The 21,236-nt window shown below is 60.2% G+C and carries 19 protein-coding genes; 7 read left to right on the forward strand and 12 right to left on the reverse strand.

The window, feature by feature from the left end; genetic code table 11:
• Positions 1–1,170, forward strand: coding sequence for a lipopolysaccharide assembly protein LapB (gene lapB, locus O5O48_RS11770; protein ID WP_269687086.1), 1,170 nt, complete (start codon positions 1–3; stop codon positions 1,168–1,170).
• A 39-nt stretch (positions 1,171–1,209) separates the two neighbouring features.
• On the forward strand, positions 1,210–1,905 hold the full coding sequence (gene pyrF / locus O5O48_RS11775) for an orotidine-5'-phosphate decarboxylase (RefSeq protein ID WP_269687087.1): 696 nt from the start codon (positions 1,210–1,212) through the stop codon (positions 1,903–1,905).
• Between the two features lie 48 nt (positions 1,906–1,953).
• Here the strand turns inward: pyrF and O5O48_RS11780 are convergent, their stop codons facing one another.
• From O5O48_RS11780 to O5O48_RS11800, 5 genes are all read right to left on the reverse strand, one after another.
• Positions 1,954–3,009 (reverse strand): NAD(P)-dependent alcohol dehydrogenase, encoded by a 1,056-nt coding sequence (locus tag O5O48_RS11780; RefSeq protein ID WP_233048161.1) that lies wholly within the window; start codon positions 3,007–3,009, stop codon positions 1,954–1,956.
• Between the two features lie 126 nt (positions 3,010–3,135).
• On the reverse strand, positions 3,136–3,603 hold the full coding sequence (gene bfr, locus O5O48_RS11785) for a bacterioferritin (RefSeq protein WP_233048160.1): 468 nt from the start codon (positions 3,601–3,603) through the stop codon (positions 3,136–3,138).
• Positions 3,604–3,723: 120 nt separating this feature from the next.
• Positions 3,724–3,933, reverse strand: coding sequence for a bacterioferritin-associated ferredoxin (locus O5O48_RS11790; RefSeq protein WP_228246073.1), 210 nt, complete (start codon positions 3,931–3,933; stop codon positions 3,724–3,726).
• Positions 3,934–4,107: 174 nt separating this feature from the next.
• The gene (locus O5O48_RS11795) at positions 4,108–4,605 is read right to left on the reverse strand and encodes an anti-virulence regulator CigR family protein (protein ID WP_269687088.1); all 498 of its coding nucleotides are present in this window, start codon (positions 4,603–4,605) and stop codon (positions 4,108–4,110) included.
• Positions 4,606–4,668: 63 nt separating this feature from the next.
• Positions 4,669–5,847 (reverse strand): YbfB/YjiJ family MFS transporter, encoded by a 1,179-nt coding sequence (locus O5O48_RS11800; RefSeq protein ID WP_228246071.1) that lies wholly within the window; start codon positions 5,845–5,847, stop codon positions 4,669–4,671.
• 362 nt (positions 5,848–6,209) lie between these two features.
• Here O5O48_RS11800 and O5O48_RS11805 point away from each other — a divergent pair, with 362 nt between their 5' ends.
• Together O5O48_RS11805 and O5O48_RS11810 are read left to right on the forward strand one after the other, a co-directional pair.
• The gene (locus O5O48_RS11805) at positions 6,210–7,661 is read left to right on the forward strand and encodes an MFS transporter (RefSeq protein ID WP_228246070.1); all 1,452 of its coding nucleotides are present in this window, start codon (positions 6,210–6,212) and stop codon (positions 7,659–7,661) included.
• Positions 7,662–7,799: 138 nt separating this feature from the next.
• Positions 7,800–9,677, forward strand: coding sequence for an MFS transporter (locus O5O48_RS11810; protein WP_228246069.1), 1,878 nt, complete (start codon positions 7,800–7,802; stop codon positions 9,675–9,677).
• A 129-nt stretch (positions 9,678–9,806) separates the two neighbouring features.
• Here the strand turns inward: O5O48_RS11810 and O5O48_RS11815 are convergent, their stop codons facing one another.
• From O5O48_RS11815 to msrB, 3 genes are all read right to left on the reverse strand, one after another.
• Positions 9,807–10,286 (reverse strand): FKBP-type peptidyl-prolyl cis-trans isomerase, encoded by a 480-nt coding sequence (locus O5O48_RS11815; protein ID WP_088273785.1) that lies wholly within the window; start codon positions 10,284–10,286, stop codon positions 9,807–9,809.
• A 74-nt stretch (positions 10,287–10,360) separates the two neighbouring features.
• On the reverse strand, positions 10,361–10,963 hold the full coding sequence (msrA, locus tag O5O48_RS11820; RefSeq protein WP_269687089.1) for a peptide-methionine (S)-S-oxide reductase MsrA: 603 nt from the start codon (positions 10,961–10,963) through the stop codon (positions 10,361–10,363).
• Positions 10,960–11,481 carry a peptide-methionine (R)-S-oxide reductase MsrB gene (gene msrB / locus O5O48_RS11825; RefSeq protein ID WP_269687090.1) on the reverse strand — a complete coding sequence of 174 codons (522 nt, stop codon included), beginning with the start codon at positions 11,479–11,481 and terminating at the stop codon, positions 10,960–10,962. The genes msrA and msrB overlap by 4 nt, the downstream gene beginning before the upstream one ends.
• 163 nt (positions 11,482–11,644) lie before the next feature.
• Here msrB and O5O48_RS11830 point away from each other — a divergent pair, with 163 nt between their 5' ends.
• Complete coding sequence (locus O5O48_RS11830; protein WP_269687091.1) at positions 11,645–12,892, forward strand: serine hydrolase domain-containing protein; 1,248 nt, start codon at positions 11,645–11,647, stop codon at positions 12,890–12,892.
• Between the two features lie 48 nt (positions 12,893–12,940).
• Here the strand turns inward: O5O48_RS11830 and O5O48_RS11835 are convergent, their stop codons facing one another.
• Positions 12,941–14,047 (reverse strand): ABC transporter ATP-binding protein, encoded by a 1,107-nt coding sequence (locus tag O5O48_RS11835; protein ID WP_228246064.1) that lies wholly within the window; start codon positions 14,045–14,047, stop codon positions 12,941–12,943.
• 6 nt (positions 14,048–14,053) lie between these two features.
• Positions 14,054–14,959 carry an ornithine carbamoyltransferase gene (gene argF, locus O5O48_RS11840; RefSeq protein WP_228246063.1) on the reverse strand — a complete coding sequence of 302 codons (906 nt, stop codon included), beginning with the start codon at positions 14,957–14,959 and terminating at the stop codon, positions 14,054–14,056.
• A gap of 264 nt (positions 14,960–15,223) precedes the next feature.
• Between argF and O5O48_RS11845 the strand changes: the two genes are divergently transcribed.
• Positions 15,224–17,317, forward strand: coding sequence for a molybdopterin oxidoreductase family protein (locus O5O48_RS11845; protein WP_269687092.1), 2,094 nt, complete (start codon positions 15,224–15,226; stop codon positions 17,315–17,317).
• Positions 17,318–17,386: 69 nt separating this feature from the next.
• Positions 17,387–17,707: a Grx4 family monothiol glutaredoxin gene (gene grxD / locus O5O48_RS11850; RefSeq protein ID WP_088273791.1), complete on the forward strand. Its 321-nt coding sequence runs from the start codon at positions 17,387–17,389 to the stop codon at positions 17,705–17,707.
• A 130-nt stretch (positions 17,708–17,837) separates the two neighbouring features.
• On the opposite strand, the gene O5O48_RS11855 is transcribed toward grxD, so the two are convergent.
• Both O5O48_RS11855 and galE read right to left on the reverse strand, forming a co-directional pair.
• Positions 17,838–19,865: a polysaccharide biosynthesis protein gene (locus O5O48_RS11855; RefSeq protein ID WP_269687093.1), complete on the reverse strand. Its 2,028-nt coding sequence runs from the start codon at positions 19,863–19,865 to the stop codon at positions 17,838–17,840.
• 296 nt (positions 19,866–20,161) lie between these two features.
• Positions 20,162–21,187, reverse strand: coding sequence for a UDP-glucose 4-epimerase GalE (galE, locus tag O5O48_RS11860; protein ID WP_269687094.1), 1,026 nt, complete (start codon positions 21,185–21,187; stop codon positions 20,162–20,164).
• Between the last annotated feature and the right edge of the window lie 49 nt (positions 21,188–21,236).

A 21,236-nucleotide genomic window follows, 5' to 3' on the forward strand; every position in this document is an offset into this window, starting at 1 on the left:
ATGCAGGAACTGATGTTCCTGGGCCTGTTTGTGCTGGCCCTTGCCATAGGCTGGTTTCTGGGCCGCAGGGAGGCGATCAAGGTGGGCTTTATGCTCAAGCCTCACGGGAGTGCTGTCGATCGGCAGTACTTTATCGGCCTGAATTACCTCCTGAATGAGCAGCCGGACGAGGCGATTGAGACCTTTATTCGCGCCCTGGAGGTCAATCCGGAAACTGTCGAGACACATATCGCTATTGGCAAGCTGTTTTGCCAGCGTGGTGATGTGGAGCGGGCGATCAAGGTGCATCAGAATCTGCTGGCGCGGCCAAATCTCACCGCTCTGCAGGCGGACCGTGTCCAGCTTGAGCTGGCAAGGGATTATCTGGCCGTTGGCATGCACCAGCGTGCTGAACGCTTGCTTGAGGCATTGGCCGATTCCAGATCGTCCTTGCGCGCCGAGGCGTTGGGTGATCTGGTTACGGTCTACGAGCAGCAGCATGAATGGCGGCAGGCTATTGCTATCGGGCGCAGATTGCTGCGTGAGCAGCCGCGGTTTGCCGTGACGCTGGCGCAATATCACTGCGAGATGGCGGTTGTGGCCCTGGCCTCCAGAGAATTCGAGCAAGCCCGTAGCTGGTTGCAGGCCGCCTTAAAGGTAGATGCCGGATGCGTTCGGGCGCTTATCCTTCTGGCAGAGCTGGAGGAGCGTTTGGGTAATCTCAAGGCGCTACCCGGGTTGCTGCGTCGAGTCGCCGCCGATTCTCCCGACTTTGTGCCCGAGGTGCTGGCGTTGGCGGAGCGCTGTGCGGATAATGGCGCGCTGAATTTGGCTGACTATCTGGATCAGGCGCTCGGCCAGGCGGGCTCGCCGCCGGTCAGAATACTCTTGGCCCGTGCGCAGCACATGCGACGAGCTGAGGGCCGGGAAGCGGCAGAGCGATTCCTGCTTCAACACCTTGAGCGACGGCCCTCGCTGGGCGGTGTGCTGGGATTATTGAGACTGGGGGATGAGTGTGACTCCGAGACCGGTGTGTCAGCCTCTCGTCGGTTGCTGGAAACGCTTCAGCGCGCTCGGCCGCAATACCGCTGTGAGCACTGCGGTTTTTCCGGTATCAAGTTGCACTGGCAATGTCCAGGCTGCCAGCAATGGTCTACGGTCAAGCCGCTGAAAGGTCATGAGCTGACCTGATGTCTGCCGAAAAATGTTATTACCAACAGGAAATATGTTATGCCGACTACCAGCCCTATTATCGTTGCCCTTGATTTTCCTGAGGCGAATGCAGCCCTGGAGATGGCTAAGGCGCTGGACCCGGGAAAATGTCGCGTGAAGGTGGGTAAGGAGCTGTTCAGCAGTGCCGGTCCGGCAGTTGTCGAGTCGCTGCAGCGTCTGGGGTTTGAGGTTTTTCTGGATCTCAAGTTTCATGATATCCCCAACACGACCGCCAGCGCCGTTCGCGCTGCCGCCGAGCTGGGGGTTTGGATGGTCAATGTTCATGCCAGCGGCGGTCGAAGGATGATGGAAGCCTGCCGCGATATTCTGGAGCGCCGCGGTGGCCAGCGCCCATTGCTGACAGCGGTGACCATTCTGACCAGCCTGGAGCAGGAAGACCTGCAGGAAGTCGGAGTCGATATTGAGCCGATGGTCCAGGTACAGCGTCTGGCGCGCCTGACCCAGGACTGTGGTCTCGACGGTGTGGTCTGTTCAGCACGTGAGGCGCGCGCGCTGCGCGGTGCACTGGGTGAGGACTTCCTGCTGGTAACGCCGGGCATCCGCCCGGCTGATAGTGCAGCTGACGATCAGAAGCGCATTGTGACGCCCGCCCAGGCGCTGGAAAATGGCAGCAGCTATCTGGTCATCGGGAGACCGATTACCCGTGCCGATGAGCCGGGTGCCGCACTTGAGGCGATTCTGGCCACGCTCTGAGTGGCGGGGGCGGACAACAAAGGCCGGGTTATTCCGGCCTTTGTCGTTTCAGGGCGTTATTGCGACTTTAAGTACGCCGTCCCGTTGGTGGCTGAAGAGGTCATAGGCCTCGACGATGTCATCCAGTGCAAAACGATGGGTGACCATGGGCGTCAGGTCTACTCGGCCGGAGGCGACCACCGCCATCAAGCGGCGCATGCGCTCCTTGCCCCCGGGGCAGAGCGTGGTAATGATCTTGTGATCTCCCAGGCCGGCGGCAAATGCATCGAGCGGCATGGACAGTTTCCCCGAGTAGACTCCCAGGCTGGAAAGGGTGCCACCGGGTTTCAGCGAGCGCAGACAGGATTCGAAGGTCTGCTGGGTGCCCAGTGCTTCAATGGCAACGTCCACGCCTGCGCCGCCAGTAATCTCCTGAATGCGCTGCACCGGATCCTGCTCCCGAAAGTTGATGGTGATATCGGCGCCGAGCTGGCGGGCGACCGCGAGCCGCTCGGGCACACCATCTACGACGATGATGCGGGTTGCGCCCATCAGTTTTGCGCCAGCGGTTGCGCATAGGCCGATTGGTCCCTGGGCAAATATCGCCACTGTATCGCCAATGCGGATATGACCACTCTCCGCTCCGCCAAAGCCGGTACTCATGATGTCCGGGCACATCAGCACCTGTTCGTCGCTCAGTCCGTCGGGTACGGGGGTGAGGTTGGCCTGGGCGTTGGGGATGCGCACATACTCGGCCTGGCAGCCGTCAATACTGTTACCCAGTTGCCAGCCACCCATGGCTTGCCCGCCACATTGGCTGGAATGCCCGTCAAGGCACGGATGGCATTGCCCACAGGGGGTGATGGCGCCGGCAATGACGCGCTGCCCGATCTCGTAACCGGTGACGGCGCTGCCCAGCTTTTCGATGATGCCGACGGGTTCGTGACCAACGATCAGCCCCGGTCGCACCGGATACTCACCCTTGAGAATATGGACATCGGTACCGCAGATCGTCGTGGTGGTAACGCGGAGCAGGGCGTCGGTAGGCCCGATGTCAGGAATGGGGCGTTGCTGGAGTTCGATTTTGCCGGGTTCAACAAACACGGCTGCGCGCATGGTGCTCATAACTCCTCCTTGACCAGGCAGTGAGGTGGAGATATGAGCATAGTTGATCTCGAGCGTGAGAGTTTGACCGGGATCAATTCAAGGCAAGCAGCACCTCTCGACGGTGCTGCAGGGGGAGGGCTTTACTCAGCCGATCTGGGACTGCTGATAATTTTCCAGGCCAACAGCTTCGATCAGGCTCAGTTGGGTTTCCAGCCAGTCGACGTGCTCTTCTTCTGCTTCGAGAATGTCTTCACAGACTTCACGGCTGCCGTAGTCGCCCGCGGTCTCGCAGAACGCAATCGCTTCTTTCAGTGCCGGCAGAGCCTGCATCTGCAGTTTCAGATCACAGTCGAGGATTTCCTTGGTGTTTTCGCCGATCTTCAGCTTGCCAAGGTCTTGCAGGTTGGGGAGGCCTTCCAGGAAAAGGATACGCTTGATCAGCCGATCCGCGTGCTTCATGACGTGAATCGACTCGTGGTATTCCTTGTCACCGAGCTTTTCCAGGCCCCAGTCCTGCAGCATGCGGGCGTGCAGAAAGTACTGGTTGATGGCAATCAGTTCAAAACCGAGGACGGTGTTCAGGTGCTGGATGACTTTTTTGTCGCCTTTCATAGCGCTGCCCTCTGGACTATTCAGTCCTGCAGTGTGGGCTGGCGCTAGCAGGTTGTCAAATCTAAGTGCTTGAAAAGAAAGGCGTTAAAAATGATTATCAGGCGATAATGAGAGTCGCCATCAGGCGGCAATGAATTGACCTGTGGCCATGCCGGCGGAAGCTTGCGCGGTAAGTGTTTCATTCAGCAGCGATTTGCAGTCACGGGCGCATTTGCCGCACTGCGTACCCACATCAAGATCATTGCGCAGGTCGCGCATCGAGCAGGCCCCGCCAGCGATGGCGTCCTTGATCTGGTTGTCGGTTACACCCTTGCAGAGACATACGTACATGCAATCACTCCTGAACAGCCATGGCTGACAATAGGTGCATGCTAATTTGAATGAGAATGATTGTCAAAGGAAATAGCATCCATCTATCTGGCTGATTGAGCGTGCTGGATATCAGGGTGACTGTGTCGGAGAGGTAGCGACATGGCGGGCCGTGATGCCCGCCTGCAGGGCAGGTCAGTCGAGAACGTCGTAGATGATCGATTCAATAACGCCGGTGGTTACATCTGCTAGAACGACATCGCGGTCGATCTGTCGCCACTCATAGCCGTCATAGTGGGGCAGTCTATCGGCCAAGCGCGGGTCCAGTTGCCTCGCTATGCCCGGAGGCAGGGGTTTGCCGCGTGCCAGGTTCTTGCGAATGCCCGGTGGCAGATTGCTGCCGCGTGTTACCAGATCGCGGTTATCCCGGAAGATGCGACGAATGACGTCCTCTTCAACACGGTCGTAGGGCCGACTGTAACGGTCCCGGTCCCGGTCCCGGTCCCGGTCTTCATAATGATCACGGTCATGGTGTCGATCCCGATCTCGGTCGCGATCATCGCGGAACTGGCTCTGGTGCGGAGAGTGACCATTGTTGCCGTTGCCGCGCTCCTCCTGCCTGGCCTGGGAGGGAGTTGCGATGACCGCGGCGAGCAGGCCGGCAATCAGCATCGGGGTTATCTTCGGGTGCATAGACCTTTCCTCAAGTCAGTTGTCATGAGCTTTGGAGCGCCAAACTGGCGTGGCGGTTCCCGGCTATTTGTCTGGCTGAGGTGTTTTCGCTGTCCAGATCAGACTCCAGAGCAGGGCGCCGGCGCCAAGCCATAGGGTTTCCGGCAGCACGCCGCCGCGACCCAGCCACTCGTGGGCCAGCCACGGGCCGATCAACTGAGTAACACTGTAGAGCGCAATCAGGGCGGCTGACAGTCTGGGGCCCTGATGCGGTTGCAGGCTGCGGCCCAGCCGCTGGGTCAGCAGCACTGCGCCGAGAAAGCTGCTGCCCATGAGCAGTGAGCAAAGTGCGATACCCCATACGCCCGGCAGCAGCAAGGCAAAAACGACGCTGGCAAGCTGTGTTGCGTAATTGATCATCAGGGCTGGCTGGTCACCAAGGCGCTGTCCCAGATGATTCCACAGCCAGGCTGCGGGCAAGGTCGTGCAGGCGACGATCAACCAGCTCTGGTGCACCATTGGATGAGCCTCGCCAAGCTGAATGCTGGCGATCATCGGCAGAAAGGTCATCGGCAAAATGTAGCCCAGACCGGCACCGGCATAGGCGAAGAACAGCGGACGCGTTTGCTTGTCCAGTAGCGGGGAACGGCCGCTGGCCGTTGGCGCAACAGATGGTGCTGGCTGGGCGCCAACCCGCAGACGCACGATGATCCAGCCGCCCCAGAGTGCCAGCGGAAGACTGAGCAGGGCTGCAGGCCACCAGCGTGCTGCCGCGGTCTGAGCGAACCCGGGCGGGTTGGCGAGTACGCCGGAAACCAGCAGCCCTGCACCGACCCCAAGGTATATCAGGCCGCTGAGGTTGATGCGCTGGCGCGCCGCCAACCACTCCATGACCAGTGCGGGGACCATGACAAAAATCAAACCGTTGCTCACGCCGTTGCCGAGCCGCAGCACAGAGATGCCGGTTGTTCGGTCGGTCAGTGCCAGACCAAGCAGGGTAAGGCAGTGCAAAGCCAAAGCCGCAGGCACCGTGCGGGCAATCTGCGCCGGCTGGTGCCAGCGAATGGCGATCAGCGCACCAATCAGGTAGCCAATGTAGTTCCAGGTAGCCAGCGATGCCCCCTGGCTGGTAGTGAACTGTCCGTCTCCCACAAGCAGTGGGAGCAAGGGGGTGAAGATAAATCGGCCGAGGCCATGTACCACCAGCAGCAGTATTGCAGCGGCGGCCACTGCCTGGAGGATGGATGGTGCGCGAGTCGGCATCGGACAGCTCCCGATTCATGTTTGGAGGGTGCGGCATCTGGCTCTTCAACAGAAGCTGGCTGCGCCATCAACACTGCGAATAGCCGGTATACGCTTTACTGATGATGAGGCTGAAGTGGGGTTCTTGCTGCTGCAGGCCGCATGTGTTCTGGGTTTTGCGCTTTACGACGCGGCCGCAGCATAGCAGCGGCTGAAACAAATTGCATGAAGTTGGGTTGGGCCGCCGAGCTGGCAAGGGGTGCGACAGACACACTCTGCGATATAGAGTATACAAACGTACACCGGCACTCCCCATGTCGGTGTGGGTGAGAAGACAAATATAAGAAAGCGGGCGATGCTCGCACGATTCTCTGGAGAGTGGCATGTCCCAGTCGAACACCGATGCAAATGGCGTTCTGAAACGCTCAACGATTCTGCTCCACGGGTCCATCGGCATGCCGCTGGCCATTATCGGCTACCCCCTGGTGGTCTACCTTCCCCCGTTCTACGCCCAGGAAGTGGGTCTGAACATGGCGCTGATGGCGCTGGTGCTGGTCATCGCTCGCCTGTCTGATGTGGTGACCGATCCGCTGATCGGTACGCTGAGTGATCGCTGGCGTACCCGCTTTGGCCGGCGCAAGCCCTGGCTGGTGATGGGGGTGCCGTTGATGCTGGCGGGAACGGTGATGATATTCATGCCTCCGGACGGAGCAGGCATTGGTCATCTGTTGCTCTGGACGGTGCTGATGTACCTGGGCTGGACCATGGTGACCCTGCCGTATGGCGCCTGGGGCGCGGAGCTGTCCAATCAGTATCACCAGCGCAGTCGGGTGGTGGCCTCCCGTGAGGGGTTCGTGCTGATCGGGCTGTTTCTGGCGGCGCTCGCGCCGGCGCTGGTGCAGGCACTGGGGGCGCGCTATCAGGCGGGCCAGACTGACGGCTGGCTGATGGAGACAGCGGTATTGCTGTTCGGCAAGGATGGTGAGCTGGGTATCGGCTACGGTCCGATTCTCGCCGTCATGGCCTGGATGCTGCTGATTCTGCTGCCGTTAACCGTGTTCTGGGTCGTGGGTGCGGTCAAGGAAGCGCCCCCACAGTCGGCGCAGCGGACCGATTGGAAGAAGGGCCTGCGGGTAATGAAGAACAACGGCCCGTTCAAGCGAATGATTCTGATGCTGCTGGTTGTGGTTACCGGCGAAGCGTTCCGCAATGCGCTGTCGGTGTTTTTCATGCAGCACGTCATTCAGATTCAGGGCCAGATCGGTCTGATGTATCTGCTGTACTTTGGCATTGGCATTGTCGGCATTCCGTTCTGGCTGCATGTGGGCAAACGCATCGGCAAGCATCGCGCGTTCTGTGCAGCGCTGGCCATCTCCAGCACCAGTATCCTCGGCATGTTTTTCCTTGGGGCTGGGCAGCTGTTGCCCTTTGCCGTGCTGTTTGCGATCAAGGGCTTCTGCTTTGCCGCGTTCCAGTTCCTGCCGCTGTCGATGCTGGCCGATATTGTCGACCTGGATACCGCTCGTAGCCGGGAGCATCGCACCGGTCTGTTTTTCGCCATCAGCGGCATGGCGCAGAAAGCGGCGATGGCCTTGGGCCTGGGTTTATCGCTTGGTCTGCTGTCGCTGGTGGGCTTTGACGCCAAGGCTGTTGAGCACAGTGCCCATCAGTTGTTATCGCTGCGCGTACTGTACATTCTCGGACCGGTTCTGCTTTACATGACGGCGTTCTTCATCGCCTGGCGCTATCCGTTGACAGCCGCGCGGCAGGAGCGCATTCACGGCTGGGTTGTACGCCGTGAGGCACGGCTGAGCGTGACGGCTGTCTCTCGCTGAGCCGTCTATTGGCGATTTTGTCGGCACATTCCGCGCGCGGGTGTGCCGACATTGGGTATGCTGGCGTCCTGAACAGGAAGCGGGTGGTGCTGGTATGCCACCCGAGTCGCACATCTGACCTGAAGGACGCGCAGGATCATGTCGGAACACTCGCAGTTTCGTTTGCTGGGCAGCAAACGGTTTCTCCCTTTTTTCCTCAGCCAGCTGCTTGGCGCCTTTAATGACAATCTCTTCAAGCAGGCGCTGATTCTGGCGATCCTGTTCAAGCTGAGTTTCAACGCCGACCGCGATCTGCTGATCAACCTCAGCGCATTGCTTTTTATTCTGCCTTTCTTTCTGTTTTCGGCGCTGGGTGGACAGTTCGGCGAGAAGTTCGACAAGGATATGCTGATCCGCCGCATCAAGCTGGGCGAGGTCGGCATCATGTTGCTGGGAGCGCTTGGGCTCTGGCTTGGCAGCCTGCCGCTGTTGCTGGTGGTGCTGTTTGCGATGGGCACGCAGTCGGCGCTGTTTGGCCCGGTCAAATACTCGATTCTGCCGCAGGCGCTGGCAGAGGACGAACTGGTCGGCGGCAATGCGCTGGTCGAGATGGGCACCTTTCTGGCGATTCTGGGTGGCACACTCTGCGCAGGCATTCTCATGGCCTCGGGCGGCTGGGCTGCGCTGGTGGGTGGCTCGGTGGTGCTGGTCGCCATCGGTGGCTATCTGGCGGCGTGCCGAATTCCTGCGGCTAGCGCCGGCCTGCCGAACCTGGCCATCGACTGGAATATTTTCCGCCAGTCTTGGGTGATTCTGCGATTGGGCCTGAAAGAGCAGGTGCCGTCGGTGTCGCGCTCGATTCTCGGCAACTCCTGGTTCTGGTTCCTCGGCGCAACCTATCTGACCCAGATCCCCGGTTTTGCCAAGGATTACCTGCACGGGGATGAAAGCGTTGTGACGCTGATTCTGACCGTCTTTTCGGTAGGTATAGCGCTGGGCTCGGTGCTGTGCGAGCGGTTGTCCGGGCATAAGGTCGAGATTGGCCTGGTACCCTTCGGCTCCCTTGGGTTGAGCGTGTTTGGCCTGCTGATCTGGAGTCTTTCAGGCAGCATTGCCGTCGGGGCTTCGCCCTATGACTGGATAGAATTGCTCAAGCAGCCGGGCGCCTGGGGTGTGATGGGCAGTATTCTCGGGTTGGGCGTGTTTGGCGGCTTTTACATCGTGCCGCTGTATGCATTGATTCAGTCACGCAGCCATGAGGATGAGCGCGCGCGCGTCATTGCCGCCAATAACATCCTCAATGCCTTGCTGATGGTGTGCTCGGCGATTCTCGCGATCGTCATGCTCAGTGTGCTGGAGCTGTCGATCCCGACCCTGTTCCTGACCATTTCGCTGCTTAACCTGCTGGTCAACGGCTACATCTTCAAGGTGGTGCCCGAGTTCAGCATGCGCTTTCTCATCTGGCTGCTGGGCCACTCCATGTACCGGGTTGAACATCGCAATCTGGAGGCGATTCCGGATGAGGGCCCCTGCGTGCTGGTCTGCAACCACGTGTCGTTTGTGGATGCGTTGCTGATTGGCGGCGCAGTGCGCCGCCCCGTGCGTTTTGTCATGTATTACAAGATTTACCAGCTGCCGGTGCTCAACTTTGTTTTCCGCACCGCGGGTACGGTCCCGATTGCCGGTCGCCAGGAAGATGGGGCAGTGTACGAGGCTGCCTTCAAGCGTATTTCCGAGTATCTGCGGGCGGGGGAGGTGGTGTGTATCTTCCCCGAGGGCAAGCTGACCGCCGATGGCGAGATGGATGTGTTTCGTGCCGGCATCACGCGGATTCTGGAAAGCGACCCGGTACCGGTCATCCCGATGGCATTGCAGGGGTTGTGGGGCAGCTTCTTCAGTCGTGACCCGAGAAAGGGCTTCTTCCGCCGCTTCTGGTCGCGGGTCGGGCTGGTTGCGGGCGAGCCTGTTGCTCCCGAAGATGCATTGCCCGAGCGCCTGCATCAGCAGGTATTGGCGTTGCGCGGGGCTCGGCGCTGAGCTCGGTGGTACGCAACAACACTGGACCACAACCCTGCGTAGGGACGCAGCATGCTGCGTCCGAAGGCCGTGACCAGCGCGCTGCGGCCGAGTTGCGGACGCGACATGTCGCGTCCCTACGGGTAGCGATCAGTGGTTGTGGCCACCGACGCCATGGGCGTGGCCGTGGGCCAGCTCTTCTTCGGTAGCTGCGCGCACGTCCAGGATCTCGACGTTGAAGGTCAGCTCACGGCCGGCCAGCGGGTGGTTGGTATCAACCAGAATCTGGGACAGCCCGGGCTTGACTACCACAACCTGACGCGGGCCCTGCTCGGTCTGCAGCACGGCGATCATGCCCGGCTTCCACTTTTTGGCGCCTTGCAGGTACTTGGCCTGCACTTTCTGCAGGGCGTCCTCGCGCGGTTGGCCATAGGCCTTCTCCGGTGGGATGGTGACGCTGAAGGATTCGCCTGCGCTGCGACCCTCCATGGCTTCCACCAGACCATCAATCAGACCTGTCTGACCATGCAGATACAGCACCGGCTCATGCTCGCGAGAGGATTCGATCGGGCCATCGGCATCGGACAGGTCGTAGTGAAACTGGACAACGGTTTTCTCGGCAATCTGCATGGTTCAATTCGCTTGGGTTGAGTGATCAAAGGCGGTCATTATCCAGACTCGAGCAGTATATTTCCATCCGCGCTTCAGTTGCCCCAGAGTTCCTCCAGGCGTGCATCACGGCCGCAGGTGGTGCGGTAGAAGTTATAGCGCAGCGGATTTTTCTGGTAGTAGTCCTGGTGGTACTCCTCGGCCGGGTAAAACGGCTGACGCGGCAGAATCAGCGTGGCGATCGGCTGCTCGAATCGGCCAGAACGCGCCAAGGCCTCGCGCGAAGCCTCCAGTAGGGCCTTTTGTTTGTCGTTGGCGTAGTAGAGCGCACTGCTGTACTGGCTGCCATGATCACAGAACTGGGCATTGGGTGTGATCGGGTCGATGGTCTTCCAGAAGGCTTCCACCAGTGTGGCGTAGCTGGTCTTGCTCGGGTCGAAGAACACGGCCACCGATTCGATATGGCCGGTGCCACCAGCAGACACTTGCTGGTAATCAGCGGTGCTGGCTTCTCCGCCGGTGTAGCCCGAAATGGTTTCGACGACGCCGGGCATCTTGTCGAAATCCGACTCGGTGCACCAGAAACAGCCTCCGGCAAACACCGCCATTTCCGTACCGGCAGGCCCTTCGGTAATCGCCTCATTGGCAAAACTGGCCGGCGCAATCAACAGCAGACCAAGCAGTATTGAGCGGATCATGCGTCACCTCGCAGGGCCGGCAGTGGCTCGCCGGCGGCAATGAACTTAAGGGCCACGCCGTTGTTGCACCAGCGCTCACCGCGCGGCGGCGGACCATCATTGAATACGTGCCCCTGATGCCCGCCACAGCGAGCGCAGTGGTACTCGGTGCGCGGCCAGATCAGCGCGTAATCCTGTTTGGTGCCCATGTGGCCAGCTATCGGCTGGGTAAAGCTGGGCCAGCCGGTACCGCTGTCAAACTTGTGCTTGGATGAGAACAGCGGCAGGTGGCAGGCGGCGCACACATAGGTGCCGTTGTCGTACAGCTTGTCCAGCGGGCTGCTGCCGGGGCGTTCGGTATCTTCCTCGAAGAGCACTTTCCAGGCGGCTTCCGAGACCTTGTCACGCCAGTAATCCGGGCTGAGATCCAGAGCTTGTACTGTCGATTCATGGAAGGCATCGGCAGCCTGGGCGTTGGCGGTCAACAGGGGCAAGGCCGGTGCGGCCATCAGGCCGGAAAGCAGGGTGCGGCGTTTCATGGTCGTTCCTGTGCTGTGAGTTCAATTATCAGACGCCTTGCAGGGGCATTTGTTACATCGAGTCTGAATGATCATTCGGAATGATTGTGGCTGAGACAGCTTGGCGGTGTGTCCCATGGTAGGTAAATTAGCCATTCCAATCCCATAACAGAGTAGAACAACAATGATCGGATTACGGATACGTACCCTGTTGGGCGGGATGTTGCTCGCCGGCGGCCTCGTCTCTGGCAGTTGGGCTGACAGCGCGCCCGAGGCGTTCTCCCAGCAGCGTCTGGATGCCTTTGGTGCGGCGATGGCCGAGGAAGTCCAGCAGGGGCGAATCGCGGGCATTGCAACGCTGGTCTACCAACACGGTGAGGTGGTACAGCGTGGCCAATACGGGTTTGCCGACCGCGAGCAGGGCAAGCCGCTGACGTCCGACAGCCTCTACAAGATTTTCTCGCTGACCAAGCTGGTGACGGGCACTGCGCTGCTGACGCTCTACGACGAGGGGCGTTTCGAGCTGGATGAGCCGGTCGGTAAATACATTCCCGAGCTGCAAAATCTTCAGGTTGCCATCGCCGATGGCCCGGACGGTATGCCCGAGACGGAGCCGGCAGCGCATCCGGTGACCATTCGTGAGCTGATGACCCACACCGGCGGCTTTACCTATGGTCGCTTCGGCAATACCCAGGTCGATCAGCTGTATGTCAAGGCGGATATTCAGAACCCCGATTCCACCTTCGCCGACATGATGGCCAAGCTGCAGCACATTCCGCTGCTCTATCAGCCGGGCACCGTATGGAATTACAGCATCTCGGTTGATATTCAGGCCTATCTGGTCGAGGTGCTGTCGGGCAAATCGTTTGATGTCTACCTGCAGGAGCGCCTGTTCGATCCGCTGAAGATGGTCGATACCGATTTTTATGCGCCGGCAGGCAAGGCCGAGCGACTGGCGCTGTCCTACAAGCCACAGGAAGACGGTTCGCTGGCGCCGTTGCCCAATACACCGTTCCTCAGCAAGCCGCGGTTTCTCAATGGTGGCGGCGGGCTGATCTCGTCAATGGATGACTACCTGCGGTTCGCGCGCATGTTGCTGGCTGGCGGCGAGCTGGACGGGGTGCGGATTCTCAAGCCGGAAACGGTCGAGTTGATGCGTCAGAACCAGCTGCCGGAGGGCGTGGACAATATTGGCCCGTTCTTTCCCGGTAACCAGTTTGGCCTGAACGTGGCGGTGGTCAACGACTCGCCCGCTGCGGGTTACTTGCCCGAAGGCACGTTCTGGTGGTGGGGGATTCAAGGGGCCTGGTGCTGGATTGACCCAAGCAACGACGCCATCATCATCGGCATGATGCAGAATACCGACTATCGTCTGTCGCGGATGATTCACGGCAAGGCGAGCAGGGCGCTGTACGGCCCGGCGCAGCCCTGACGCGGTCGCGCGCGGAGAAGCCTGCGGCGTTCTCCGCGCACTGCGGGCTCAGGCAGAGCGACCGGTATCCAGTACCTGCTCCAGTGGCAGCTGGGCGTGCAGATTGACGCTGCCTTGGGCTGGAAACACGACCAGGTGCTCCGCCGCGACCCGAAGCCCGACCTCGTCGCCGGGCTGATGGTCGGCGTGGCTGGGAAACAGGGCTTCCAGCTGGGTGCCGGTCTGCAGTTGCATACGGTAGAGGATGGTTGCGCCCTGGAAGGTGCGATCAATAATTCGCGCCCGCAGCTCGCTGTGAGCATCTCCCACCAGGTCATCCGGCCGTAACAGGACATCGACCGCACCGCCTACCGGCAGCTGGTAAGCCCGGTTGCCGTGAATGACTCCCAGCTCGGTCTGTACCGTGTCGCTGGAGAGCAGTTGCCCACGAATGAAGTAACCCTGACCGATGAAGCTGGCAACAAAGGGCGTCGCCGGTTCGTGGTAGAGGTTGTACGGGGTGTCCCATTGCTGCAGTTGGCCGTCTTTCAGCACGCCGACGTGATCGCACACGGCAAAGGCCTCGGCCTGATCATGGGTCACCAGCATGGCACTGATACCGCGGGACTTGAGAATGTCGCGCACTTCAGCCGAGAGTCGGCGGCGCAGTTCACCATCGAGATTGGAGAAGGGTTCATCCAGCAACAGCAGACGCGGGTTGGGAGCCATGGCCCGAGCCAGCGCAACGCGCTGCTGTTGACCGCCGGACAGCTCATGCGGATAGCGTGAGCCTAGCTTGTCCAGCTTGACCAGAGCCAGAAGCTCTTCGACGATGCGTTTGCGATCCGGACTCTTGTGAATGCCGAAGCCGACATTTTCGGCGACGGTCAGATGCGGGAACAGTGCATAGTCCTGAAACACCATGCCAATTTGCCGCTGCTCGGGGGCAACTCGCAGGGTTGGGGTGCTAAGGGCCTTGCCATCGAGCAGGATTTCGCCGCCGCTGATGGGTTCAAACCCGGCGATGGCGCGCAGAGTCGTGGTTTTGCCACAGCCGGACGGCCCCAGCAGACAGCCTATGTCACCTTCTCGCAGGCGAATACTCAGGTCGTTGACGATCAACTGCCGGCCATAGCCGCATTTGAGGTTGTTCAGCTCTAGTACCGGGCTGGACATGCTGCCTCACTCAACCAGCAAAAATTCGACCAGCGCCTTTTGAGCGTGCAGGCGGTTTTCGGCCTGATCCCAGACAACGCTGCGCGGATCGTCCATCAGTTCGTCGCTGACTTCCTCTCCGCGGTGGGCCGGAAGGCAGTGCATAAACAGTACGGACTCGTCGGCCGCATCGAGCATCGCAGGCGTGACCTGATAGGGCGCGAACTGCTTCAGGCGTGCTTGTGCTTCGTCTTCCTGGCCCATGGACGCCCAGACGTCGGTATTGACCAGATGGGCGCCGGCAACGGCTTCCATCGGATCGCGCATTACGGTGACACGGTCACCGGCCTGTTGAAGGAACTGCGCCGAGGGCTCGTAGCCTTCCGGGCAGGCGACGCGAAGCTGGAAATCAAACTGGATGGCAGCCTGGATAAAGGTATTGCACATGTTGTTTCCATCGCCAATCCAGGCCACGGTCTTGCCCTTGATCGGACCGCGGTGCTCCAGATAGGTCTGCATGTCGGCCAGCAGCTGGCAGGGGTGCAGGTCGTCGCTCAGGCCATTGATGATCGGCACCTTGGAGTACTGGGCAAAGGTTTCCAGCGTGCTGTGGGCGAAGGTGCGGATCATGATCGCATCGCACATGCTGGACAGTACACGGGCGCTGTCTTCGATCGGCTCGCCGCGGCCCAGTTGGGTGTCACGCGGGGACAGGAAGATGGCCTGGCCACCCAGATGAATCATGCCGGCTTCAAAGGAGACGCGGGTACGGGTCGAGGCCTTTTCGAAGATCATCCCCAGTACGCGGTTTTTCAGCGGCTCGTACACCACGCCCTGGCGATGCAGTGACTTGAGTTCGATGCCGCGCTTGATCAGACCAATGAGTTCTGCTTCGGAGCAGTCCATCAGCGATAGAAAGTGCCGTGTAGTCATATGTGTACTACCTGAGTTACCTCGGCCGCCCGGCGACCGGAAACAGTGACCCGTACCACGACCTGACGGCCTGGTATCAGCCACAGCAAATAAAGAGAAGCGGGGATCTTATAGGGAAATTCCGGGCAAAGGCAAATAAAGCGGTCTGGCCGGCAGATTCAGTGGCTGAATAGACCCGTATTCTGCCGCGCGCGGCGCGGTGGCGAGCCAACCGCAACAGCCCCTAGAATGGCTGATCATAATAATACCTGCCTGGTGAATGACATGTCTGTGACCCACTACCGCGCCTGCCACCTGTGCGAGGCCATCTGTGGCCTGGCGATTGAGACCGAAGGTGACCGCATTCTCTCAATCAAGGGCGACCCGCAAGACCCCTTCAGCCGCGGCCACATCTGCCCCAAGGCGATTGCCCTGCAGGATATCCAGGATGATCCGCAGCGCCTGCGCCGGCCGGTGAAGCGGGTTGACGAGCGCTGGGAAGAGATCAGCTGGGACGAGGCGTTTGCACTGGTGACAGAGCGTCTGGCGGAGATCCAGCAAAAGCATGGCAATAACGCCGTGGGCGTCTACATGGGCAACCCGAATGTGCATAACTACGGCTCCATGACCCATGGCAACTACTTCCTGGGGCAACTGCACACCCGTCAGCGCTACTCGGCCACCTCGGTTGATCAACTGCCGCACCATCTGGTGTCGCTCTGGCTCTATGGCCACATGCTGATGATCCCGATCCCTGATATTGACCACACCGATTACTTCCTGATGCTCGGCGCGAATCCGCTGGCCTCCAATGGCAGCATCATGACCGTGCCGGACGTGACCAAGCGCATCAAGGCGCTGCAAGGGCGGGGTGGCAAGCTGGTAGTGGTCGATCCGCGGCGTAGCGAAACCGCTGCCATCGCCAGCGAGCACCTGTTCATTCAGCCAGGCACCGACGTTGCATTGCTGCTTGGCTTGCTCAACACCCTGTTCAGCGAGCAGCTGACCCGCCAAAGCCCGGTACTCGATGCCGTAGCAGGGCTGGCAGAGGTGCGCGATGCGGTTGCCGAGTTCACCGCCGAGCGGATGGCTCCGGCGTGCGGCATTCCAGTCGAACAGATCCGCCAGTTGGCACGTGACTTTGCTGGCGCCGAGCGCGCGGTTTGCTATGGCCGCATGGGCGTGTCGGTACAGCGTTACGGCACCCTCTGCCAGTGGCTGATTCAGATCATCAACCTGGTCACCGGCAATGTGGATGTGCCCGGCGGTTCGCTGTTTCCAGAGCCTGCGTTTGAGGTGGCATCGGCCCGGCGCCCCGGCCATTTTGACAAGTGGCGCTCGCGGGTCTCCGGGCTTCCGGAGTTTAACGGCGAGCTGCCGGTTGCTGCGCTGGCTGAGGAAATTCTCACCCCGGGCGAGGGGCAGATACGCGCGTTGGTCACCTCGGCGGGTAACCCTGTGCTGTCCACGCCCAACGGTCGTCAGCTTGATGCAGCGCTGGAGAGTCTGGAGTTCATGGTCAGTGTGGACCTCTATATCAACGAGACCACCCGTCACGCCGACGTGATTCTGCCGCCCACCGCATCGCTGGAACACGATCACTACGACATCACGTTCAATAACTTCGCTGTGCGCAACGTCACCCGCTATAACCAGCCTGTGTTGAGTAAGCCCGAGGGCGCGTTGCACGATTGGGAGATATTTGTCGGACTAGGCAAGGCCTTTGCCGCTGCCACCGGGCAGCCGGCGCGGCCGACGCAGCCACCCCATGAACTGGTCGATATGGCGGTGCGGGCCGGTCCCTATGGCGACCGCCTGTCGCTGGATGTACTCAAGGAAAACCCGCACGGTATCGATCTTGGCCCGCTGCAGCCCAACCTGTTGCGTCGAATTCAGACCGAGAGCCGGCGCATTGAACTGGCTCAGCCTGCCATGCTGCAGGATCTGCAGCGGGTTGCCGCCGAGCTGGCAGAACTGGCACCCGCCGCTGGTGAGCTGCGCTTGATCGGTCGTCGCCATGTGCGCAGCAATAACTCCTGGATGCATAACTATCAGCGTCTGGTGAAGGGCAAGCCGCGTGATCAGTTGCTGATGCATCCGGACGACCTGACCGCGCGCAATCTGCAGGATGGGCAGCAGGTAACCGTGCGCTCGCGGGTGGGTGAGGTGCAGGTGGCGGTGTGCGCCAGCGATGAAATGGCACCGGGCGTAGTCAGTCTGCCCCACGGTTGGGGGCACAACCGGCCCGGCATTCAGATGGATGTTGCCGAGCAGCATGCCGGTGTCAGCGTCAACGACCTGACCGATGAGCGCTTCCTTGACCCGGTCACCGGCAACGCCGCGCTGAACGGTCTGCGGGTTGAGGTGGTGGCAGCATAAGCGGGCGCTTTGCTGTAGAATGCCCGGTCAGCAACGCGTTCGAACGCCCTTTACGTCACGAGGAATACCATGGATATCATCGATACCATCAAAGAACAGATCGCCAATAACCCGGTGCTGATCTACATGAAAGGCGCGCCGAATGCTCCGCAGTGCGGCTTCTCTGCCCGTGCCGTGCAGGCGCTGATGGCCTGTGGCGAGAAGTTTGCCTATGTGGATATCCTGCAGAACCCGGAAATTCGCGCCAACCTGCCGGCTTACGCCAACTGGCCTACGTTCCCGCAGTTGTGGATCAACGGTGAACTGGTTGGTGGCAGTGACATTATTCTGGAACTGCACGAATCCGGTGAGCTGCAGGAAATGATCAAGGCTGCCCAACCGGCAGCCTGAAGCTCTTCCACTACTGCAGTAAAACGCCCGAGCGCTTCAAGCCTCGGGCGTTTTTGTTTTTCCTGCCTGATCAAGTCAGTGGCAGTGGGGTGGGGAGGGGCGTGAAACCGGCACGCATGCTCCGCAGGGATTACCGCTGGGGCTGGCTCCGAGCTCCGAGTGAATGTTGCCGCTGTTCGTGGATCAGATCGACAATGCCATTGCTGGGCTGGTAACCGTTGACGGTATCCAGCAGCAAGGCTCGGACATCATCGTAGGCATCTGCTTTCACTGCCTGACTCATACGGTTCAGTACGTCACGCAGGGTTGGCCAGTCGATGAACTCCTCGTTTGCCCGATGGATCTTGGGGTGCGCGGTCGGTTCTGGGTTGTCGCCGATCAGCAGCTCTTCGTAGAGCTTTTCCCCGGGTCGCAGGCCAGTGAAGGTAATGGCGATATCGCCGTTGGGGTCTACCTCGTCCCGTACGGTCAGACCCGACAGCATGATCATCTTGTGTGCCAGTTCGATAATGCGCACCGGCTCGCCCATGTCCAGCACAAACACGTCGCCGCCTTCTCCCATGGAGCCCGCCTGAACAACAAGCTGCGCAGCCTCGGGAATGGTCATGAAGTAGCGGGTAATATCGGGATGGGTGACGGTAATCGGTCCGCCGCGCTTGATCTGTGAGCGAAACAGCGGGATCACCGACCCAGACGAGCCCAGTACATTACCAAAACGCACCATGGTAAAGCGGGTGCGATTGAGCACCGGCACGCCACTATCGTCGCCCCACAGATTCGGTGCAGACTCGGCGCTGAGCGCCTGCAGTACCATTTCCGCCAGGCGCTTGGTCGCACCCATCACATTGGTTGGACGAACGGCCTTGTCGGTAGAGATCAGTACGCAGTTCTGCACGCCGCAGCGAATCGCCGCCTGAGCGACTTTCAGAGTGCCGAACACGTTGTTCATGATGCCTTCGGCCACATTGTGCTCGACCATGGGAACATGCTTGTAGGCGGCGGCATGGTAGACCGTGTTCACCTTCCAGGCAGCCATGGCGTCGACCAGGCGGCCACTGTTGCGCACCGAGCCCAGAATCGGGATCAGCTCTATTTGCAGCTGCTGGGCGTTGATCCAGCCCTGCAGCTCGGTATGAATGGCATACAGACCGAACTCGTTGTGCTCAAACAGGACAAGCTTGGTCGGACCGGCATTGACGATCTGGCGGCACAGCTCACTGCCGATGGAGCCGCCGGCGCCCGTTACCAGCACGACCTTGTCCCGAATGCAGAAGTCCATCAGTTGTTCGACCGGCTCGACAGGGTCACGCCCCAGCAGATCGGCAATGTCCACTTCCTGCAGGTCGTCAACCTTCACCTTGCCGCTGGCAATATCCATGATCCCCGGGATACTGCGCACGTGAACCTGAAATCCGGCCAGGTGATACAGGATCTGCTGCCGGGTTGCTCGTGTTGCAGACGGAATGGCCAGCAGGACTTCCTTGATATCCGCCTCGGCGATCAATTTTGCGATGTGCTCGGAAGAGTACACCGGCAACCCGCCTATGACTCGCCCGACCAGACTGGGATCGTCGTCGATGAAGGCCTTGGGTTTATACATTCGCCCCAGACGCAGCGACGCCAGCAACTGATTGCCTGCCGCTCCAGCACCGAAAATCGCTACCGGCACGCCGGCTTCCTGATCGACAGCGGTCTGCTGCGGTCGAGGACCTGCGCCCATAAGCCAGTCACCCATGAAGTACTCACGGGCAGCAAGGCGCAAGCCGCCGATCAACAGCAGCGATAGCCACCAGTATGAAACCATGGCCGAGCGCGGAAACAGGATATCCCAGCCGCTGTCGCGCGCGGCCAGTACCACCATGACCAGGGCCAGGAATGACAGCGTTACCGCCTTGAAGATACACAGCAGCGCCTGACTGCCGAAGTAGCGCATAACCGCGCGGTACATGCCCATGCGAATGTAGATAGGCAGTGCGAGCGCCGGCGCGAGGACAAACAGCAGACGTTGTTCACTCGTGGGGAATACCCAGTTGGTTTCTGCACCCAGGCGCAGGAACAGTGCAAGCCACAGGGCAGCCCAGATCAGAAGTAGGTCCGCAACAATCTGGATGGAGCGCTTCTGGGCGTAACTCAATCCAATCAGTCTTTCCTTGAGCATCTTGCTCTCCAACGTAACAAAACAGGTGCGAGTATACGTGATGTTAAATAGCTATTATCCGATACAGTTTGAGGTCAATTTTGTGCATTGCCCATTTCCTGTCGGCACATCAATCTGTCGGTTATCCAGACCCGGAAATAGCCCGATATTATTGGTGCGATAAAGAATCGAGTCGGCAAGCACTCTGCATGCAGTGCTTCCTGGTGAGGATAGCCGGGCGCGCACCATCATGCCTTCGAACTCATCACACTATTGGTCGACGTGAGCCTGTTGTGACCCGATATGCCCGAGGCAGTTCACCGGTAACCGTTGGGGTTCTGTTGCTGCCAGCGCCAGGCGTCGACACACATGGCGTCGACATCATGCTCGGCGTGCCAGCCGAGCTCACGGGCAGCGAGGGCAGGGTCGGCATAGCAACTGCCCACGTCGCCGGGGCGCCGGTCGACGACCTGGTAGGCCAGCGTCTTGCCGCAGGCTCGCTCGAAGGCATGCAGCATGTCGAGTACGGAGTATCCGTTGCCGGTGCCCAGATTGAAGGCGGCCAGCCCCTGCCGGCGTGCAAGCCATTGCAGCGCCTTGACGTGCCCCTCTGCCAGGTCCATGACGTGGATATAGTCGCGCACGCCGGTCCCATCGGGGGTGTCGTAGTCGCCGCCAAAGACGCTCAGATGGTCGCGGCGGCCGACGGCAACCTGGGCGATGTAGGGCAGCAGGTTGTTGGGAATGTCGGCAGGGTCTTCACCGATCTGCCCGCTGGGGTGTGCCCCGACCGGGTTGAAGTAGCGCAGCAGCGCCAGGTTCCAGCTGGCGTCGCTTCTGTAGAGGTCACGCAGCATTTCCTCGATCATCAGTTTCGACCGGCCGTAGGGGTTGGTGGCACTGGTCGGAAAGTCCTCGGTGATCGGCAGGCTGGCCGGGTCGCCATAGACGGTGGCTGATGAGCTGAACACCAGGTCATGAACCCCGGCCTTGTGCATGGCCTGCAACAGCGTGAGCGTGCCGCTGACGTTGTTGTGGTAGTACGTCAGCGGCTCTGCAACCGATTCTCCCACCGCCTTGAGGCCGGCAAAGTGAATCACCGCGCCAATCTGGTTGGTGGCGAACACACGGTCCAGCAGGGCGCTGTCGTTGACATCGCCGGTGACCAGATCGAGCGTTTTGCCGGTGAGAGCCTGCACACGTTTCAGGGCCTCGGGCGAGCTGTTGCTGAAGTTGTCCAGCACGATGACCTGGTAGTCGCTTTCGAGCAGGCGCAGGCAGGTATGCGAGCCGATATAGCCGGCGCCGCCGGTGACCAGAATGGTGTCTGTGTCGGTTTTCATGCTTGTCTCCGGTAGCGGCGCATGTGCTCAGACAGGCGCCGCAGTCTCA

This window comes from Halopseudomonas sp. MFKK-1, from assembly GCF_027474385.1.
Taxonomy (GTDB): domain Bacteria; phylum Pseudomonadota; class Gammaproteobacteria; order Pseudomonadales; family Pseudomonadaceae; genus Halopseudomonas; species Halopseudomonas aestusnigri.

Bases quoted from the DNA above. Each gene is read 5' to 3' on its own strand.
- O5O48_RS11855 (WP_269687093.1), bottom strand. From the start codon at position 19,865: ATGCTCAAGGAAAGACTGATTGGATTGAGTTACGCCCAGAAGCGCTCC.
- argF (WP_228246063.1), bottom strand. From the start codon at position 14,959: ATGACTACACGGCACTTTCTATCGCTGATGGACTGCTCCGAAGCAGAA.
- bfr (WP_233048160.1), bottom strand. From the start codon at position 3,603: ATGAAAGGCGACAAAAAAGTCATCCAGCACCTGAACACCGTCCTCGGT.
- O5O48_RS11830 (WP_269687091.1), top strand. From the start codon at position 11,645: ATGATCGGATTACGGATACGTACCCTGTTGGGCGGGATGTTGCTCGCC.
- msrA (WP_269687089.1), bottom strand. From the start codon at position 10,963: ATGATCCGCTCAATACTGCTTGGTCTGCTGTTGATTGCGCCGGCCAGT.
- O5O48_RS11790 (WP_228246073.1), bottom strand. From the start codon at position 3,933: ATGTACGTATGTCTCTGCAAGGGTGTAACCGACAACCAGATCAAGGAC.
- O5O48_RS11780 (WP_233048161.1), bottom strand. From the start codon at position 3,009: ATGAGCACCATGCGCGCAGCCGTGTTTGTTGAACCCGGCAAAATCGAA.
- O5O48_RS11815 (WP_088273785.1), bottom strand. From the start codon at position 10,286: ATGCAGATTGCCGAGAAAACCGTTGTCCAGTTTCACTACGACCTGTCC.
- grxD (WP_088273791.1), top strand. From the start codon at position 17,387: ATGGATATCATCGATACCATCAAAGAACAGATCGCCAATAACCCGGTG.
- O5O48_RS11845 (WP_269687092.1), top strand. From the start codon at position 15,224: ATGTCTGTGACCCACTACCGCGCCTGCCACCTGTGCGAGGCCATCTGT.
- O5O48_RS11810 (WP_228246069.1), top strand. From the start codon at position 7,800: ATGTCGGAACACTCGCAGTTTCGTTTGCTGGGCAGCAAACGGTTTCTC.
- pyrF (WP_269687087.1), top strand. From the start codon at position 1,210: ATGCCGACTACCAGCCCTATTATCGTTGCCCTTGATTTTCCTGAGGCG.
- galE (WP_269687094.1), bottom strand. From the start codon at position 21,187: ATGAAAACCGACACAGACACCATTCTGGTCACCGGCGGCGCCGGCTAT.
- O5O48_RS11805 (WP_228246070.1), top strand. From the start codon at position 6,210: ATGTCCCAGTCGAACACCGATGCAAATGGCGTTCTGAAACGCTCAACG.
- lapB (WP_269687086.1), top strand. From the start codon at position 1: ATGCAGGAACTGATGTTCCTGGGCCTGTTTGTGCTGGCCCTTGCCATA.
- msrB (WP_269687090.1), bottom strand. From the start codon at position 11,481: ATGAAACGCCGCACCCTGCTTTCCGGCCTGATGGCCGCACCGGCCTTG.
- O5O48_RS11800 (WP_228246071.1), bottom strand. From the start codon at position 5,847: ATGCCGACTCGCGCACCATCCATCCTCCAGGCAGTGGCCGCCGCTGCA.
- O5O48_RS11795 (WP_269687088.1), bottom strand. From the start codon at position 4,605: ATGCACCCGAAGATAACCCCGATGCTGATTGCCGGCCTGCTCGCCGCG.
- O5O48_RS11835 (WP_228246064.1), bottom strand. From the start codon at position 14,047: ATGTCCAGCCCGGTACTAGAGCTGAACAACCTCAAATGCGGCTATGGC.